The following is a 15,449-nucleotide window of genomic DNA, read 5'->3' as shown; positions in this document are numbered from 1 at the left end:
GAGACACCGATGATCGATCGCCGCAACGCATTGAAACTGGCGCTCGGCAGCGCCGCCGTGCTCGCGGCACCGGGCGCGCGCGCGCAAACCGACAAGGCGCGGACCCGCATCGTGTTCCTCGGCACCAAGGGCGGGCCGCGCGTCGGCAACGGCGCTTCGAACCCTGCCAATCTCGTCGTCGTCAACGATACCCCGTTCGTGATCGATTGCGGCATGGGCGTCAGCCGCCAGCTTGTGCGCGCGGGCGTGCCGATCCCGCAGGTCAAGTACATCTTCATCAGCCATCATCATTCCGATCACAATCTGGAATACGGCAATCTGTTCTACAACGCCTGGGCGGCCGGCCTCTCGACGCCGATCCATTCGTTCGGCCCCAAGGGCATCGAGGCGATGACCAAGGAATATTGGGAGCTGAACAAGTTCGACGTCGAGACCCGGATCGAGGACGAAGGCCGCCCGGACCCGCGCAAGCTGCTGATCGCGAAAGACATCAGCGACGACGGTGTGGTGCTGAAGACATCGGATGTCACCGTGACCGCGTTCCGCACGCCGCATCCGCCGATCACGGATAACTTCGCCTACAAGTTCGAGACCCCGGACGGCACCATCGTGTTCTCCAGCGACACCGCCTACAACCCGAAGCTCGCCGAATTTGCCAAGGGCGTCGACGTGCTGGTGCACGAATGTCTCTACGTCCCCGCGGTCGACCGCCTGGTCGCCACGACCAAGAACGGCGCCACGCTGAAGAAGCATCTGCTCGACAGCCACACCTCGACCGAGGACGTCGGCCGCATCGCAGCCGCCGCCGGCGTGAAGACGCTGGTGCTGAGTCACTTCGTCCCCGGCGACGATCGGCAGGTCACCGACGATGACTGGACGAGGGACGTGAAGAAGAACTATTCCGGCCGCATCGTGGTGGCCAAGGATCTGATGGAGCTGAAGCTGCCGGTGTGATCGGACAAATCATGTCGCGAGAATGCGGATTCATGACCACCTGCTGCGCAACATCCTCGGTGTCGTCCCTGCGAACGCAGGGACCCATAACCACGAACGGTTATTGGTGAACGATGGTGGAACGACGAGTCCCGATCACAACATCTGCTGCGGCGTATGGGTCCCTGCGTTCGCACTAGCGTGTCTACACGGTTTTGGGGCGCGACAGATTGACTCGGTGCAGCAAGAAGTGGCGTCTCTGCAGCATGTTGTATGATTCTCTCACTGGCGCTTTGATTCGAAGGAGCGCCAGCGATGCAGCCGGATTTGTCTTTGGGTGAGTTCGGGGACGTTCGTCTCGACAAAAGGGGGCGACGCTTCTCCGGGCTATGCTTTGCACGCGCAGCGTCTGCTTGCGCCAGATGGCCCGGGGCGATTGGGCTGCCAATATGGCGTTCTGGCGGTTTGTGAACAACCCCCAAGTCACGATCGATAAATTGATTGAGGGCTGGAGCACGCAGACGCGGACTGCGGTCAGCGGGCGTCATGTGCTGGCGATCCAGGATACGAGCGAGGTCAAGTTCCAGACCCAGGCGGGACGGCGGCGCGGGCTGGGCAAAGTCGGCAAGGGCAATGCTCGCGGCGTGCTGTTGCATGCGATGATGGCGGTGGATGCCGACAGCGGGGTCTGTCTTGGCCTTACTGGCGGCAACGTTTGGACGCGCAAAGGCAAGGTAAAAATCCCGCATGAGCGGCGCGCCTTGGCCGACAAGGAGTCGGCGCGCTGGGTGACGGCCGCCGAGCAAGGCCGCGACGTCCTGGCAGATGCCCGCATGATCACCGTCGTCAACGACCGCGAGGGGGATTTCTTTGCTCACTGGGCGCTGACGCCAGCTGAGAATGTCCATCTTCTGTCGCGTGCCATGCACGACCATGCGCTGGTCGATGGCGACACACTTTATCAGGCGGTCGAGCGGAGCCGCTTCTGCGACAACGCGGTGATCGATCTGCCGCAGCGAATGGATCGGCGCGGCCGGCAGGCCCATCTCTCGATGCGCTTCGGAACCGTCGTGCTCAAGCGGCCGCAGAGGCCCGGCGTCACCGACTTGGCGGAGGGCATCAAACTCAGCTTCGTAGAAGTGGTCGAGTTGCATCCGCCGAGAGGTGCGGAGCCCATTCGCTGGCTGCTCCTGACCACTCATCCGGTCGCCACCGCTAAAGACGCCTGGCAGATCGTCTCCTGGTACCGCCAGCGCTGGATCATTGAGCAACTCTTTCGCTCGCTGAAGAGCCAGGGTTTGCGCATCGAGGATAGTCAGATCGAGAGCGCCGAAGGCCTGATCAAGCTCGTGGCGGTCGCCACCAGAGCGGCATGTATCGTCATTCAACTCGTTCAGGCCCGCAACAGTGGCGAAGAATTGCCGGCTGAATTTGTCTTCACCGCAGAAGAGATCGAGACGCTCAGGGCCATCAACAAAACCATGAAAGGTCGCACCGAGCTTCAGAAAAACCACCATCGCCCCAACACCCTTGCTCGGGCGGCATGGATCATCGCAAAACTCGGCGGATGGACCGGCTACGCCTCCCACCGTCCACCTGGACCAATCACCTTCCACACCGGAATGGCCCGCTTCCAAATCCTCGCAAATGGCCCGACAAACGTGTAGATGCACTAGTGCTTTCGCAGGGACGACATCTGTTGTGCGGCAGCACTCGCCACCAAATCAAATCATCGCACACACGACGGTAAGGCCGGCCGCGCTCAACCGTCACCTCGCCCGACCGTCAATTCATCGCCCCGGAGCGAGGCGACGTGCGGCGCTTGTGTTTTGCGGCGGGCGCTGCGGGCGCCGGTGTCGCTTCCTTCGCCCCGCCGATCCTGCGCAGCGCGGCGTCGGCGGCGCGCTCGCCGCTGTCCCAGGCGCCGTCGATGGTGCCCCACAGCGTCTCATGGGTGGCCTCGCCCGCGAGATACATCGCGCCGATCGGCTCGGCCAGGATTCGGCGCGAGAATTGTGCGCCGGGTGCAGCAGCCGACATCGCGCCCATAATGAAGGGCTGTGCATTCCAGCGCGTCGCGCTGGTCTTCTTCACGGCGGCGCCGACCTCGCTGCCATAGAGCTTGGTCAGCCATTCCACCGCGAAAGCCGACATCGCCTGCTCGCCCTGCGCCGACAGGTCGCGGCCGAACGAGCCTGCGACGTCGATCGTACACAGCGAGGAGCCTGCGATATTGCCGTAGAGCAGCGCCGTCTTGGTCGAATTGCTCTGCTCAATGATGACGTCATCGCGCGACAGTCCGAGCGGATTGCCGGGGATCTGCAGCGCGATGCGATCGTAGCTGCCGAGGCTGAGCTTGGCGGCGGCATCGAGCGCGCGCTTCGGAAGCTCCGGCGCGAATTTGATATTGCCGCTCGCGAGCACGTTGCTCGACACCGTGACGATGGCGGCGCGCGCGGTGATCTTGCCGGAGGGCGTCTCGACCATGACGTCGCGATTGCTCCACAGGATACGCTGCGCCGGCGTCGACAGCGCCAGCGGCAGTCCTTCGCCGAGCTTTGCGATCAGCGCGCCGAGCCCCTGCCGGCAAGCGATCGCGGTGTTGCGATCCTGCGCGCGCACCTTGTCGACGGCGGAGAGATCCTTCAGATCCTTGCCGCAGAAATTGGGCCCGAGCAGGAATTCCGCGGTGCCGGCCCAATCGCCGAGATCCTTCGGCATCGCAGCGGCGCAGGCGATATCGGCCTTGCGCGCAGCGTCGTCGATGGCGCGATTGGCGCGCACCAGCGCCGCCAAAAACTCCTCGGTCTCGCCGGGGCGGGCATAGCGCCGGCCGATGCGAATCTTCTGCCCCGCAGGCGCCGTGACGATGTCGAGGCCCGCGGAGCGGGCCAGCCGGATCATCGGATTGGTCTCGGGATTGTGCATCCAGCGCGCGCCGCGGTCGAACGGCACACCGAATGTCGACGCGTCGGTCTGGCAGCGACCGCCGACCTGGCCTGCCGCTTCCACCACGATCACCTTGCGGTTGGCGGCAACGATCCGTCGCGCCGCGGCAATGCCTGCGGCCCCTGCGCCGATCACGACGATGTCGGCCTCGCGCGGCGGCGGCGCCGCAAGCACCCGGCCGCCCAGCGCAGGCACCAGCGCGAAGGCTGCGGACGCCGACAGGAAATCGCGGCGGGTCACGGTCATGACATAGCTTCTGGCATGGTTTCCGGGGACTTGCGGAGAACGGGAACGCTTCGCGAACTGTGCCGCATCTCACCGACCGCAGCAACCATCACGGTAAATCAATCATGATTGATCCGCCGATGGCATGAACTAAATTGCAACAGCTTGCGACCATGATTAAGTGAAAGACAAGCGGTCATAGAACCGCTGGGGGGAATCCATGGGCGTAATGCTCGATACCGTCGGTAAATGGATCGCGGGGTACCTGCAGAAGGAAGTCCCCGGTTACGAGCCGTTCACGCCGAGCGACCCGGACCATCTGCGGACCATCATGCAGCCCGGCGACGTGCTGCTGGTCGAAGGCAACAACCGGATTTCCGGCATCATCAAATACCTCACGCAGTCGACCTGGTCGCACGCCGCGCTGTTTGTCGGGCCGATCGACGGCGCGTTCGAGCCTGACGGCGAACAGCATGTGCTGATCGAGGCCAATATCGGCGAAGGCGTGACCTCCGCGCCGCTGTCGAAATATCTCGCCTACCACACCCGCCTCTGCCGTCCAGTCGGACTGTCGTTCGAGGACCGCACCACGGTGTGCCGCTACGCCATCAACCGCATCGGCTTCGGCTACGACACCAAGAACATCGTCGATCTCGCGCGCTATCTGTTTCCGCTGCCGATCCCGCAGCGCTGGCGCCGCCGCATGATCGCGTTCGGCTCCGGCGATCCGACCAAGATCATCTGCTCGGCGCTGATCGCGCAGGCGTTCGACGCCGTGCGCTATCCGATCCTGCCCAAGATCACGCGCGCCGCCAGCCGCAAGGCGCGCCGCGAGATCCTGCATATCCGCGATTCTTCGCTCTACATGCCTCGCGATTTCGACATCTCGCCCTATTTCGAAGTCGTCAAACCCACCATCGTGCACGGTTTCGACTATACGGCCCTGCACTGGGCCGACAAGCAGAAGCCGCTCCAGGAGGTGGCGGGCGAATTCGGTGTGTTTCCAGAACGTAAGTCGCCGCCGCTTGTTCCTGAAGCGACTGACGAAGAGACGGCGCTTCCGGCTGCGGAAATGACCGCGGAAGGTCGCGCGCCGGTGTGACGATCAGAACGTTGCCGCAAGCGTCAGCCGAACGGCAAGCGGCTCGGCAGGATGCACATGGCGGTCGGCGACGCCATCGATCGGCTCGCCCGGCAGCCGCGACAGATAGTAGTATTCGATCTGGTTGGTTTGCGCGTTGAAGAGATTGAGGACGTCGAGCTGCAGCCGCATCCCGTTGTCGAATTTGTAGCCGGCGCGGGCGTTGACGATGAATGACGACAGCGAGCGCACGCTGTCATCCTCGATCAGCGGGCGCGGGCCGAAATAGCGGGCGCGCAGGCTGCCGAACCAGCCGGTCTCGCGGCCGAAGGTGACGCCGCCGCTGGCGACCCAGGCCGGCGCACCCGGAATGAAATTGCCGGCCGGATCGACATCCGTGAAGCGGGCGCGGGTATAGGCGAGGTCGAAATCGAGGCTCACCCACGGCAAGAGCTTGTACTGGTTGGTCCACTCGACGCCGACGCGCCGGCTCGGCCGGCTCGGCTCGGTGGTGCCGGCATCGCCGACGAACAGCAGCTCGGAATCGAAATCGAGCACGAACACGGCGAGCGACGAGGTGAGGCCGTCGATCGCCCTGGTGCGGATGCCGAGCTCGGCGCCCTTCGAGCGCACCAGCAGCGGCACGCGCTCGAGCGGCGTCACCTTGTCATTGGGATCGACGGTGATGGTCGCGCCCCTGATGTCGTTGGAATGCAAGCCGAAGCCGGCATTGCCGTAGAACTCGGTCCTGGACCAGGGGCCGAGCACGATGCCGGCCTTCGGGCTCGTCATCGCCGCCTGGGCGTTGCCGGAATTCTGCGGCGTGTCGCTCAGCACATGGCCGGCAAAATAATCCTCGCGGATGCCGACCGTGGTGCGCAGCCAGTCGGTCCAGCGCGCGGTGGTATCGGCCCACAGCGCGACGCTGCCCTCCTGCACCTGGTCGTTGCGCACGCTGGACAGGATCTCGCGCTGCACGGTCTTGAACAGACCGACATTGATGTCGTCGTAGCGGGTCTGCACGCCGACCCGGGTCTGCGTATCGACGCCGGCGAAACGAAGGTCGAAAGCATGGCTGGCGTCGAGGCCATAGACGGTGCGCCTGTCGGTCTGGCTGAACTGGTCACCGTTGACGGGGTCGTCGAGGAAATAGGTGAAGTTGTTGTCAAGCTGCAGCGACGAGCGGATCACATAGGCGTTGAGCTTGCTCTGCCCGTAGTCGCTGGACTGCGCCCAGTTGCCGGACAGGCTGAAGCGGCTGGCGGTGCCGCCATCGGTCGGATCGAGCGTGCCATAACGGCCGATCAGGCCCTGGTCGATCGCACGTTGCGCGACCTGGTCGGTCGAATTCCAGCCATTGGAATAGGCCATCGCGGTCAGCGAGAAGCCGTCGGTCGCGGTACCCTGGCTATAGCGCAGTACGCCGTTGAGCTTGCGAATGTCGTCGGGCACGTCCCACGGGCCATTGTATTTGTTGGCCTCGAAGGCTGCGAGCAGCGTGCCATCGCCGGCCTTGGCCGAGCTGGCTGTCATCGCGCGCAGATAGCCGAAGCTGCCAACCGTCAGCTCGGCGATGTTCTTCGGCAGTGCGTTCAGATAATTGATGTCGACCGCGCCGGCGGAAGCGAAGTCGCCCTTGTCCGCGTAGTATGGACCCTTGCGGACATCCATCGACCGGATCAGCTCCGGGATCAGGAAATTGATGTCGGCATAGCCCTGGCCATGACCATGGGTCGGCATGTTGACCGGCATGCCGTCGACGGTGATGGCGAGGTCAGTGCCGTGATCGAGATTGAAGCCGCGCAGAAAATATTGATTGGCTTTGCCCTCGCCGGAATGCTGGGTGACGATCAGGCCCGGCACCACCTCCAGAACTTCGCCGACGCGCGAGATCGGCCGCGCATTCACCTCGTCGCCGCTGATCGGCCGCGCGCTGGCGGCGGTCGGTTGCAGATCGGACGCGGACACGGTCGCCGAGCCGCCGGTGATTCCGTCGCTCGCAGCGGTGGGTTGACTTGGTTGGAGCGCGGCAGGCTTGCGGCCGCCGCTGGCGACATGGCGCGGACGCGGGGACGGTCTGGCGTGCCTGGGTGGCGCCTGGTCCGGCGACGTTACCGTCACCGGCGGCAACTGGCCGGGCACGGTGGCGACCGCCTGCGCTTCGGCGGCCGGCGCAAATGCTGCAATGGACGCGGCGGCGGGAAATATCCGCCATGCAGTACGACGCAACGCCCATGCCCCCGCATGATACCTGTTACAGTCACGCGACGACCGCACCAGTCCAACCAACCTCGGCAAAGCGACGCTAGCAAGCACAGTATGACGTTACAAGAAAAATGTCATACCGCCAGGCAATCGAGCCACCACGGATAATCCATGCAACGCATCACCATCACCATCGAGGATGACCTGCTCGCGGAGATCGACGCCGCCGCCGAGGCGCGCGGCTATCAGAACCGCTCCGAGATCATCCGCGATCTCGCACGCGCCGGCTTGCAGCAGAGCGCGGAAGAGGCGCCGTCAGGGCAGTGCGTTGCGGCGCTGGTCTATGTCTACGACCACGCCGCGCGCGATCTGTCGAAGCGGCTGGTGCAGAATTTCCATGGCCATCACGACCTGTCGCTGGCGACGCTGCACGTCCATCTCGACGACGACAGCTGCATGGAGGTGACGGCGCTGAAGGGTGCCAGCAGCGAGGTCCGCCATCTCGCCGATCACATCATCGCCGAGCGCGGTGTGCGTTACGGTCGCGTCGTGATGATCCCGACCGTCCCGGACAAGAAGCCGCGCAAGCGGGGGCACGGGCACGATTGAGAGCGTGTCGTCTCGTAGCCCGGATGGAGCGCAGCGAAATCCGGGAAGCTCCGTCTGCGGGCGAGGCCCCGGATTTCGCTTCGCTCCATCCGGGCTACGCAATGAATACGCTACGCCGCCCTCGCCTTGGTGCCGCGCGGCAGGCCGGCGCGGGCGAGACCGCCATAGAGCGCCTCGTTCGGCATCTCCGATTTCAGGATCGCGCGCACCTCGACCAGGCGATCGAGATCGATGCCGGTCGGAAATCCCTTGCTCTCGCAGAGAAAGACGAGGTCCTCGAACACGACATTGCCGGTGGCGCCCGGCGCGAACGGGCAGCCGCCGAGGCCGCCGAGCGAGCCGTCGAGCACGCGGGCGCCCTCATCGAGCGCGGCGGAAGCATTCGCGATGCCCATGCCGCGGGTGTCGTGCAGATGCACGCAGACCGGCTTCGATCCCGCGATCTTCACCGCGCCCCGCGTCAGCTCGCCGACCTGCTTCGGCCCGGCATAACCCACCGTGTCCGCAATCGCGACCATGTCGACGCCGACCTCGTACAGCTTCTCGGTGAGGCGCAGCACCTCGTTCGGATCGACGGGACCGACGATCGAGCAGCCCAGTGCCATCGAGATCGCGGCATTGACCAGGGGCTTGTGCGCGCTGGCATCGCGCAGCTCGCAAAGCCACTTGATGTTCCCGATCGCGGATTCGCGCGAGCGGTTGGCGTTGGCCTGGCTGTGCTCCTCGGTCGCCGATACCACCGAGGCGATCTCGGCAACGCCGGTGGCCAGCGCCTCGTTGACGCCGCGCTCGTTCAGCGCCAGCGCGACGCCGTGCGCCCCGGGCAGCGCGGCGATGGAGGCGACCACGTCGCGGACATCGACGAATTGCGGGAAGGTCTTGGCCGGCAGGAACGAGCCAACCTCGAAATGCCGTACGCCGGCGGCGTATTCATCGCGCACCCAGCGCTGTTTCGCCGCGGTCGACGGGAACGTCTTCACGAGCTGCAGCCCGTCGCGCAGGCCGACCTCGCGCAGGCTCACCTTGTCGGTGGGATAGATATCGTGGACACGGGTCATGTCAGCCTCACGCAGCGTTTCCGGTTGATGAAATCTTCTGTTGTGTGAGCTCGGCGCGCACCGCTTCGGTATCGGCGCCGAGCACCGGCACCTTCAGACCTTCGCCGATATTGCGGCCGTTCCATTCGAGCGGCAGCGCGGGGACGCGGAACGGCTTGCCGTCGGCGTTCACGTTGTTGACCAGCCCGCCGGGACGCAGCACATGCGGATCCCCGAGCAGATCCTCCGGCCGGTTGATCGGCGAGAAGCAGATGTTAAGCGCGTCGAGCCTCGCCGAGAGGTCCGCCACGTTCCAATCCTTGATCACCGCGGCAACGCGCGGAATGATCCGGTCGCGCGCCATGATGCGGTCCGTGGTCGAGCGCAGCGTCGGATCGTCGGCGAATTCCGTGAGGCCGAACTCGCGGCAGAAGCTCTGCCAATGACGTTCCGTGACGACGCCGATGAAGATGCGATCGCCGCCGGCGGTATCGAAGATGTCGTAGATCGGCCAGGCATGCTCGCGTTCCGGCATCGAGCGCGGCTTGCGTCCGGTCATCTCGTACTCGACCATGTGCTGGGCGACCAGGAACAGGCAGTTCTCGAACAGGCCGATGCGGATGTCAGCGCCGCTCCTGTCGCCGCCACGCTTCTGATAGAGCGCGGCGAGGATCGAGATCACCCCGAACATGCCGCCCATGATGTCGTTGGCGGAGGAGCCGACGCGCTGCGGCTTGTCGCGCGTGCCGGTCATCGCCGCGAGCCCCGACATCATCTGCACGACCTCGTCGAGCGCCGGCCGATGATCATAGGGACCGGACAGAAAGCCCTTGTGGCCGGCGATGATCAGCTGCGGATATTTTTGGCGAAGCTCCCCGGCGCCGAGCCCCTGCTTGTCGAGCTGGCCGTCGCGAAAATTCTCCAGGAACACGTCGGCGCTGGCAAGCAGCCGGTGCATCGTGTCGCGGTCCTCGGGCTTGGCGAAGTCGAGCACGACGCTGCGCTTGCCGCGGTTGAACAGCGGGAAGAACGAGACGCCCATGCCGCCGAGCGAACGGGTCTTGTCGCCAGCGGGCGGTTCGACCTTGATCACCTCGGCGCCGAGTTGCGCCAGGATCATGCCGCAGGTCGGCCCCATCACCATGTGGGTCATCTCGACGACCCTCACACCTTCCAGCGGCAGTCCGTTCCCGGTCATCGGTTTCTCCGTGCTCGTTGCGCTCTTGTTCTGACGCGTTTCTTCACGCGAACCGGTACCCACTTCGCTCGAAAACGCTTTGTGATCGGCGCAGGTTAGGCTTCCGCACGCTATCTGAAAAATATAATCTGTCGAATAGAGTATTCGTGGTTCTAGAACGCTGAACCCTCATGGATTCGCGCCAGCTTCGCTATTTCATCGCGGTTTACGAGCAGCGCAATCTGTCGCGGGCGGCGGATCAGGCCAACGTCGCGCAATCCGCGCTCAGCCACCACATCGCTAATCTGGAAGCTGAATTCGCCACGCCGCTGTTCGAGCGCAAGCCACGCGGCATGGAACCGACCGCGGCGGGCGAGCGGCTCTATGAACATGCCCGCATCATCCTGCGCGCGATGGCGGCGGCCGAGCGCGAGATCAAGGAAGGCGCCAGCGTGATCGCCAGCGATATCTCGATCGGCATGGCCAATTCCGGGATGAAGGCGATCGGCGTGCCGCTGATGCGCACCGTGCTGACGAAATATCCGAACCTGAAGCTGTCGCTGACCGAGAGTCTCTCCGGCGCGACGCTGCTGCATCTGCTGAGCTCCGAGGTCGACCTCGCGCTGGTCTACAATCCGCCGTCGGAAAAGGACTTGGTCGCCGAGCCGGTGCTGGAGGAACAGATGTTCTGCGTCGGCACCGAGAAGCTGATCGGGAAGAAAACGCCAATCACCTTCGAGGAGGTGACGCGGCTGCCCCTGATCCTGTTGCGGTACGGACTATCGGCGCGCGCGCTGCTGGATGATCCCGTGCTGCTGAAGCGGCTCGAGGCCAATGCGATCATGCATCTCAACTCGACCAGCGGCATGATCGGCGCGCTGACCGCGGGCTTGGGCTGCACGATCGCGACGACGCATTTCGTCAGCGAGCCATTGAAGGCACGATCGCTGGTCGCGCGCGAAGTCATCGAACCAAAACTGACCCGCACGCTCTATCTTTGCCGCTTGCGCAACCGCCCGATGACTTACGTCATGGAGGAGATGTGCCGCCTGATCCGCGCCCTGATCGCAGACCAGGTGGGCCGCGGCGCCTGGGAGGCGACGCTGCTGATCTGAATGTATGACCCAGTGGTTGCACAGGTTCAGTGTCGTCCCTGCGAAAGCAGTGACCCATAACCACCGAACCGCAAAGTTGCGCACCAGTGGGACGACGAGTCCCTTTCACGACACCCGCCGCGGAGTATGGGTTCCTGCTTTCGCAGGGGCGACAGTTGAACAAGCCGTTTGAAAGGTGAATCAATGCAACCCTACCCCCTGAGTTCGAAAATATCGAACGATTCCTTCGATATGTTCGTCTGGATTTCTGGCTCCCGGCTGCCAAACATGCGCGACCGGCACGCCTTCGCAAGAAGGGCGGCCGTTGCACCATTCGGGGAGGACCATCATGAGCGCCGTCGAACTCGGCTCGGTCGCCGATCTCGCCACCACGACAAGCGGACCCGACCAGATTTCGCGACGGCTCGAGGCGCTGCCCACGTCCGGCTACGTCTGGCGGCTGGTGATTCTACTCTCGCTCGGCGGCTGCTTCGAAATCTACGACCTGTTCTTTACCGGCTATATCGCGCCGGGCCTTGCCCGCAGCGGATTGATGACCACGACGACGCAGGCGTTCTTCGGCTTCTCCGGGGATCGGCGCCTTCGTCGCGGCGACCTTCGCCGGCCTGTTCGTCGGCACGTTCTGCCTCGGCTTCCTCGCCGATCGCTTCGGGCGCAAGGCGGTCTTCACTTGGTCGCTGCTGTTCTACAGCGCCGCATCCGTGATCATGGCGTGCCAGACCACACCCGGCGGCCTGCTGCTGTGGCGCTTCATCGCCGAGATCGGGATCGGCATCGAGGTCATCACCATCGACGCCTACATCACCGAGCTGGTGCCGAGCTGGATGCGCGGCCGGGCGTTTGCGATCAACCAGGCGGTGATGCTGTCGGCGGTGCCGATCGTCGCCGCGCTGTCGTGATGGCTGGTGCCGCTCTCGCCGCACGGCATCGACGGCTGGCGCTGGGTCGTGCTGATCGGCGCCGCCGCCAGCATGATCATCTGGGTGCTGCGGCTCTACGTTCCGGAAAGCCCACTCTGGCTGGCCCGCCATGGCCGCGCTGCCGAGGCCGAGACAATCATGCGGACGCTCGAAGCCGCATCGCCGACGGCGGCGCCGCGCCCGACCGCGACGGCGGCGATGGCGCCGGCAGGTGCGCCGGCCGAGACCGGCTATGCCGACCTGTTCAGGCCGCCCTACGCCTCGCTCGTCGTGCTGTTCATGATCTTCAATCTCTGCCAGGCATTCGGCGTCTACGGCTTCTCCAACTGGGTTCCGGCGCTCTTGGTGCAGAAGGGCATCAACGTCACCAAGAGCCTGCAATATTCCTTCATCATCGCCTTCGCCTATCCGCTCGCGCCGCTCTTGGCCGCAACCTTCGCCGACCGCTTCGAGCGCAAATGGATCATCTGCGGCGCGGCCGCCGCGATCTCGGTGTTCGGTCTCGCCTTCTCGCAGCTCACCGAGCCGGTGCTGCTGATCGCCAGCGGCGTGCTGGTGACGGGGGCCAACATGACGCTGTCCTACGCCTATCACGCCTACCAGACCGAGGTCTTCCCGACCGCGATCCGGGCACGCGCCGCGGGCCTCGTCTATTCGATGAGCCGGCTCAGCGCGACCTTCTCCGGCTTCATCGTGGCGTTCATGCTGAAGGAGGCCGGCGTCGGCGGCGTGTTCGGCCTGATCACCGCGGCGATGGTCATCGTGATCATTGCCATCGGTGTCTGGGGACCGAACGTCCGCGGCAGGCCGCTCGACGCCTAGAGCAATTCACTCGAAAACGCTCTCGCCGCGGCACAAACGGCACTTGCCGAAGCCATATTGGGTGTCTACCTCTCGCGGGTCATTTGTGCAGAGGTAACCCAGTCATGTTAGCCGCCGCCGTCAAGGCGCTTTCGCAAATCCTGTCGCCGCCGATGCGCTCGATCCTGTGGCGCTCGATCGGGCTCGCGCTGGTGCTGATCACCGTGCTGGCGATCGGATTGCAGCGGCTGCTGAGCTGGTTTGCCGACTATGGAGAGGTCTGGGCCGAAGGCATGCTCGGCCCCAATTTCCATTCCACGCTGCACGTGCTGTCCTGGATCGTCTCGATCTCGGCGGGCCTTGGCGTCGTGCTCGGCGGCATCTTCCTGATGCCGGCGATCACCTCGCTGGTGGCGAGCCTGTTTGTCGACGACGTCGCCGACCATGTCGAGCGCGAGCATTATCCGGCCGACCATCCCGGCGTGGCGCTGCCGGTGACGCTCGCGACGATCGAGGGCGTCAAGACCGCGCTGCTGACGATCCTGGTCTATCTGGTCGCGCTGCCGTTCGTGCTGTTCGCGGGCGCGGGCTTCATCATCTTCTTCCTCGCGACCGCCTGGCTGCTCGGCCGCGAGTATTTCGAGCTTGCGGCGATGCGGTTCCGCTCGCCTGATGACGCCAAGGCGATGCGCAAGGAGAACGCGGCGACGGTCTTTACCGCGGGCCTGTTCATCGCTGCCTTCGTCTCGATCCCGATCGTCAATCTGGCGACGCCGCTGTTCGGCATGGCCTTCATGGTGCACATGTACAAGCGGCTGTCGGGCCCGCGGCGCGAGCTGATCGAACCGGCGCGGCGAACCAACGTGTCCTCGGTCTAGGTGGTATCCGGAAGCTCGGGCAGCGATGCCGGCACCCGATCGCTTGCGAAGGGCACGAGCAGCAGTCCGACGATCGCCACGCAGGCGAGCATCGCCCATGCTTCGTTCACGGTGAGTGCGAGCGACGCCCGTTCGACCAACGGCCGGATGAATGCCACCGTGGCGTCGTCCGGCAGACCCGGCGGCCGGTCGATCAGCAACTTCGGATCGAGCCCGATCGCCTGCGCCGCAGTGACATCCCCCGCCAGCAGGCGCAGGCGGAAATCCTCGCCATAGATCGGGCTTCGCCCATAGAGGATGGTATCGATCAGGGCGATCCCGATCGCGCCGCCCAGATTGCGCATCAGATTGAACAGTCCGCTGGCGTCGGCAATGTCCGCCTCCGGCAGGGCGCCCAGCGCAATGCGCGTCGGCGGTAGCAGGCAGAAAATGATCGCGACGCCACGCACGACCTGCGGCCAGAACATCTCGCCAAAATCCGCCGTGCGCGGCTGAATGGCGCTCCAGCCGAGGCCGAGCGCGAACAAGGCGAAGCCCGCGCCGGTCAGCCGCCGCGCGCCGACGCGGCTTTCAAGGATCGCCGCAAGCGGCGCGGCGGCGAGCTGCGCAACCCCCGTGACCAGCATGATCGTGCCGATCTCGAAGGCGTCATGGCGGCGGACGAAACCGAGGAATACCGGCATCAGATAGGTCGATCCATACAGGCCAATGCCGAGGCAAAAGCTCAGTGCGCAACCGATCGCGAACGGACGCCGCTTGAAAAGCGTCAATTGCGCGATCGGATAGGCCGCGCGGAGCGTGCGCCGGATCAGCAGCGCCATCCCGGCAATGCTTCCGATCAGCAGGCCGAGGCAAGGCATCGAGGCCCAACCGCGTTGCGGCGCTTCCTTCAGACCGATCATGAAGCTTGCGAGTGTCGCTGCGAGCAGGACAAGCGACCATTTATCCAGCCTGGAGAACGCGCGAAACTGCATGCCTTCCCTCGGAAGCAGCAACGGCGTGACCGAGGCTGCCACCGTTCCCGGAAACACATTGATCAGGAATAGCCATGGCCACGACCAGGTCTGCGTGATCCAGCCGCCGACGACGGGTCCAACGGTCGGCGCGAGCACCGCGACGACGCCGCCGATCGTGGTGGCTACAGGATGAAGCCGCGCCGGAAACAGCGTGAACACGGCGGAGAACACTGCGGGGATCAGGACGCCGCCGGAAAATCCCTGCAGCACGCGAAACGCCAGCAGCGCGGCAAAACCGCCGCTGAGGGCGCAGCCGACCGAGGCGACAGTGAACAGGCTCACCGCAAGCGCGAACAGCCAACGCAACGACAGCGCGTGCGTGAGCAGGCCGGTCAGCGGGATCGCGATCACCTCCGCGATCAGATAGGCGGTCTGGATCCAGCTCATCGCCGCCGGCGAGATCGCAAGCGCGCGCTGGATCGTCGGCAACGAGGTTGCGACGACCTGGATGTCGAGAATCGCCATGAACATGCCGAAGCACATCAGGAGAAAGCCGGTCCAGG

The 15,449-nt window shown here is 64.6% G+C and carries 12 protein-coding genes and 1 pseudogene; 7 read left to right on the top strand and 6 right to left on the bottom strand.

All coding sequences use genetic code 11. The annotated features are described in order from the left end of the window. Window positions 1-9 precede the first annotated feature (9 nt). The gene (locus ACVMIH_RS27865) at window positions 10-954 is read left to right on the top strand and encodes an MBL fold metallo-hydrolase (RefSeq protein WP_057020374.1); all 945 of its coding nucleotides are present in this window, start codon (window positions 10-12) and stop codon (window positions 952-954) included. Window positions 955-1,355: 401 nt separating this feature from the next. After that, the gene (locus ACVMIH_RS27860) at window positions 1,356-2,600 is read left to right on the top strand and encodes an IS4 family transposase (RefSeq protein ID WP_456866572.1); all 1,245 of its coding nucleotides are present in this window, start codon (window positions 1,356-1,358) and stop codon (window positions 2,598-2,600) included. Window positions 2,601-2,718: 118 nt separating this feature from the next. On the opposite strand, the gene ACVMIH_RS27855 is transcribed toward ACVMIH_RS27860, so the two are convergent. After that, complete coding sequence (locus ACVMIH_RS27855; RefSeq protein ID WP_456783113.1) at window positions 2,719-4,128, bottom strand: flavin monoamine oxidase family protein; 1,410 nt, start codon at window positions 4,126-4,128, stop codon at window positions 2,719-2,721. A 199-nt stretch (window positions 4,129-4,327) separates the two neighbouring features. Between ACVMIH_RS27855 and ACVMIH_RS27850 the strand changes: the two genes are divergently transcribed. Further along, window positions 4,328-5,209 carry a YiiX/YebB-like N1pC/P60 family cysteine hydrolase gene (locus tag ACVMIH_RS27850; RefSeq protein WP_456783112.1) on the top strand — a complete coding sequence of 294 codons (882 nt, stop codon included), beginning with the start codon at window positions 4,328-4,330 and terminating at the stop codon, window positions 5,207-5,209. 3 nt (window positions 5,210-5,212) lie between these two features. Here ACVMIH_RS27850 and ACVMIH_RS27845 read toward each other — a convergent pair whose 3' ends face one another. Continuing rightward, window positions 5,213-7,417: a TonB-dependent receptor gene (locus ACVMIH_RS27845; protein WP_245311771.1), complete on the bottom strand. Its 2,205-nt coding sequence runs from the start codon at window positions 7,415-7,417 to the stop codon at window positions 5,213-5,215. Window positions 7,418-7,564: 147 nt separating this feature from the next. Between ACVMIH_RS27845 and nikR the strand changes: the two genes are divergently transcribed. After that, on the top strand, window positions 7,565-8,002 hold the full coding sequence (gene nikR / locus ACVMIH_RS27840; protein WP_456783110.1) for a nickel-responsive transcriptional regulator NikR: 438 nt from the start codon (window positions 7,565-7,567) through the stop codon (window positions 8,000-8,002). 110 nt (window positions 8,003-8,112) lie between these two features. Here nikR and ACVMIH_RS27835 read toward each other — a convergent pair whose 3' ends face one another. After that, complete coding sequence (locus tag ACVMIH_RS27835) at window positions 8,113-9,060, bottom strand: hydroxymethylglutaryl-CoA lyase (protein ID WP_456864149.1); 948 nt, start codon at window positions 9,058-9,060, stop codon at window positions 8,113-8,115. A 7-nt stretch (window positions 9,061-9,067) separates the two neighbouring features. Then, the gene (locus tag ACVMIH_RS27830; protein WP_456864147.1) at window positions 9,068-10,237 is read right to left on the bottom strand and encodes a CaiB/BaiF CoA transferase family protein; all 1,170 of its coding nucleotides are present in this window, start codon (window positions 10,235-10,237) and stop codon (window positions 9,068-9,070) included. A 170-nt stretch (window positions 10,238-10,407) separates the two neighbouring features. Here ACVMIH_RS27830 and ACVMIH_RS27825 point away from each other — a divergent pair, with 170 nt between their 5' ends. Continuing rightward, window positions 10,408-11,331, top strand: a complete 924-nt coding sequence (locus ACVMIH_RS27825; RefSeq protein WP_456864145.1) for a LysR family transcriptional regulator — start codon at window positions 10,408-10,410, stop codon at window positions 11,329-11,331. Between the two features lie 448 nt (window positions 11,332-11,779). Here ACVMIH_RS27825 and ACVMIH_RS27820 read toward each other — a convergent pair whose 3' ends face one another. Next, a complete protein-coding gene (locus tag ACVMIH_RS27820; RefSeq protein WP_456864143.1) occupies window positions 11,780-12,001 on the bottom strand; it encodes a hypothetical protein in 222 nt (73 codons plus the stop codon). Between ACVMIH_RS27820 and ACVMIH_RS27815 the strand changes: the two are divergent. After that, a pseudogene (locus tag ACVMIH_RS27815) lies at window positions 11,904-13,073 on the top strand (MFS transporter). The gene ACVMIH_RS27820 and the pseudogene ACVMIH_RS27815 overlap by 98 nt on opposite strands. 104 nt (window positions 13,074-13,177) lie before the next feature. Further along, window positions 13,178-13,930 (top strand): sulfate transporter family protein, encoded by a 753-nt coding sequence (locus ACVMIH_RS27810; RefSeq protein WP_057020368.1) that lies wholly within the window; start codon window positions 13,178-13,180, stop codon window positions 13,928-13,930. Here ACVMIH_RS27810 and ACVMIH_RS27805 read toward each other — a convergent pair. Continuing rightward, window positions 13,927-15,429 (bottom strand): DHA2 family efflux MFS transporter permease subunit, encoded by a 1,503-nt coding sequence (locus ACVMIH_RS27805; RefSeq protein ID WP_456866570.1) that lies wholly within the window; start codon window positions 15,427-15,429, stop codon window positions 13,927-13,929. The genes ACVMIH_RS27810 and ACVMIH_RS27805 overlap by 4 nt on opposite strands. Window positions 15,430-15,449 lie beyond the last annotated feature (20 nt).

It is taken from the genome of Bradyrhizobium sp. USDA 4503, assembly GCF_054055815.1.
This window is presented reverse-complemented; position numbering and strand designations above follow the sequence as displayed.

Bases quoted from the DNA above. Each gene is read 5' to 3' on its own strand.
- ACVMIH_RS27850 (WP_456783112.1), top strand. From the start codon at position 4,328: ATGGGCGTAATGCTCGATACCGTCGGTAAATGGATCGCGGGGTACCTG.
- ACVMIH_RS27855 (WP_456783113.1), bottom strand. From the start codon at position 4,128: ATGACCGTGACCCGCCGCGATTTCCTGTCGGCGTCCGCAGCCTTCGCG.
- ACVMIH_RS27825 (WP_456864145.1), top strand. From the start codon at position 10,408: ATGGATTCGCGCCAGCTTCGCTATTTCATCGCGGTTTACGAGCAGCGC.
- nikR (WP_456783110.1), top strand. From the start codon at position 7,565: ATGCAACGCATCACCATCACCATCGAGGATGACCTGCTCGCGGAGATC.
- ACVMIH_RS27810 (WP_057020368.1), top strand. From the start codon at position 13,178: ATGTTAGCCGCCGCCGTCAAGGCGCTTTCGCAAATCCTGTCGCCGCCG.
- ACVMIH_RS27805 (WP_456866570.1), bottom strand. From the start codon at position 15,429: ATGTGCTTCGGCATGTTCATGGCGATTCTCGACATCCAGGTCGTCGCA.
- ACVMIH_RS27860 (WP_456866572.1), top strand. From the start codon at position 1,356: ATGGCCCGGGGCGATTGGGCTGCCAATATGGCGTTCTGGCGGTTTGTG.
- ACVMIH_RS27865 (WP_057020374.1), top strand. From the start codon at position 10: ATGATCGATCGCCGCAACGCATTGAAACTGGCGCTCGGCAGCGCCGCC.
- ACVMIH_RS27830 (WP_456864147.1), bottom strand. From the start codon at position 10,237: ATGACCGGGAACGGACTGCCGCTGGAAGGTGTGAGGGTCGTCGAGATG.
- ACVMIH_RS27835 (WP_456864149.1), bottom strand. From the start codon at position 9,060: ATGACCCGTGTCCACGATATCTATCCCACCGACAAGGTGAGCCTGCGC.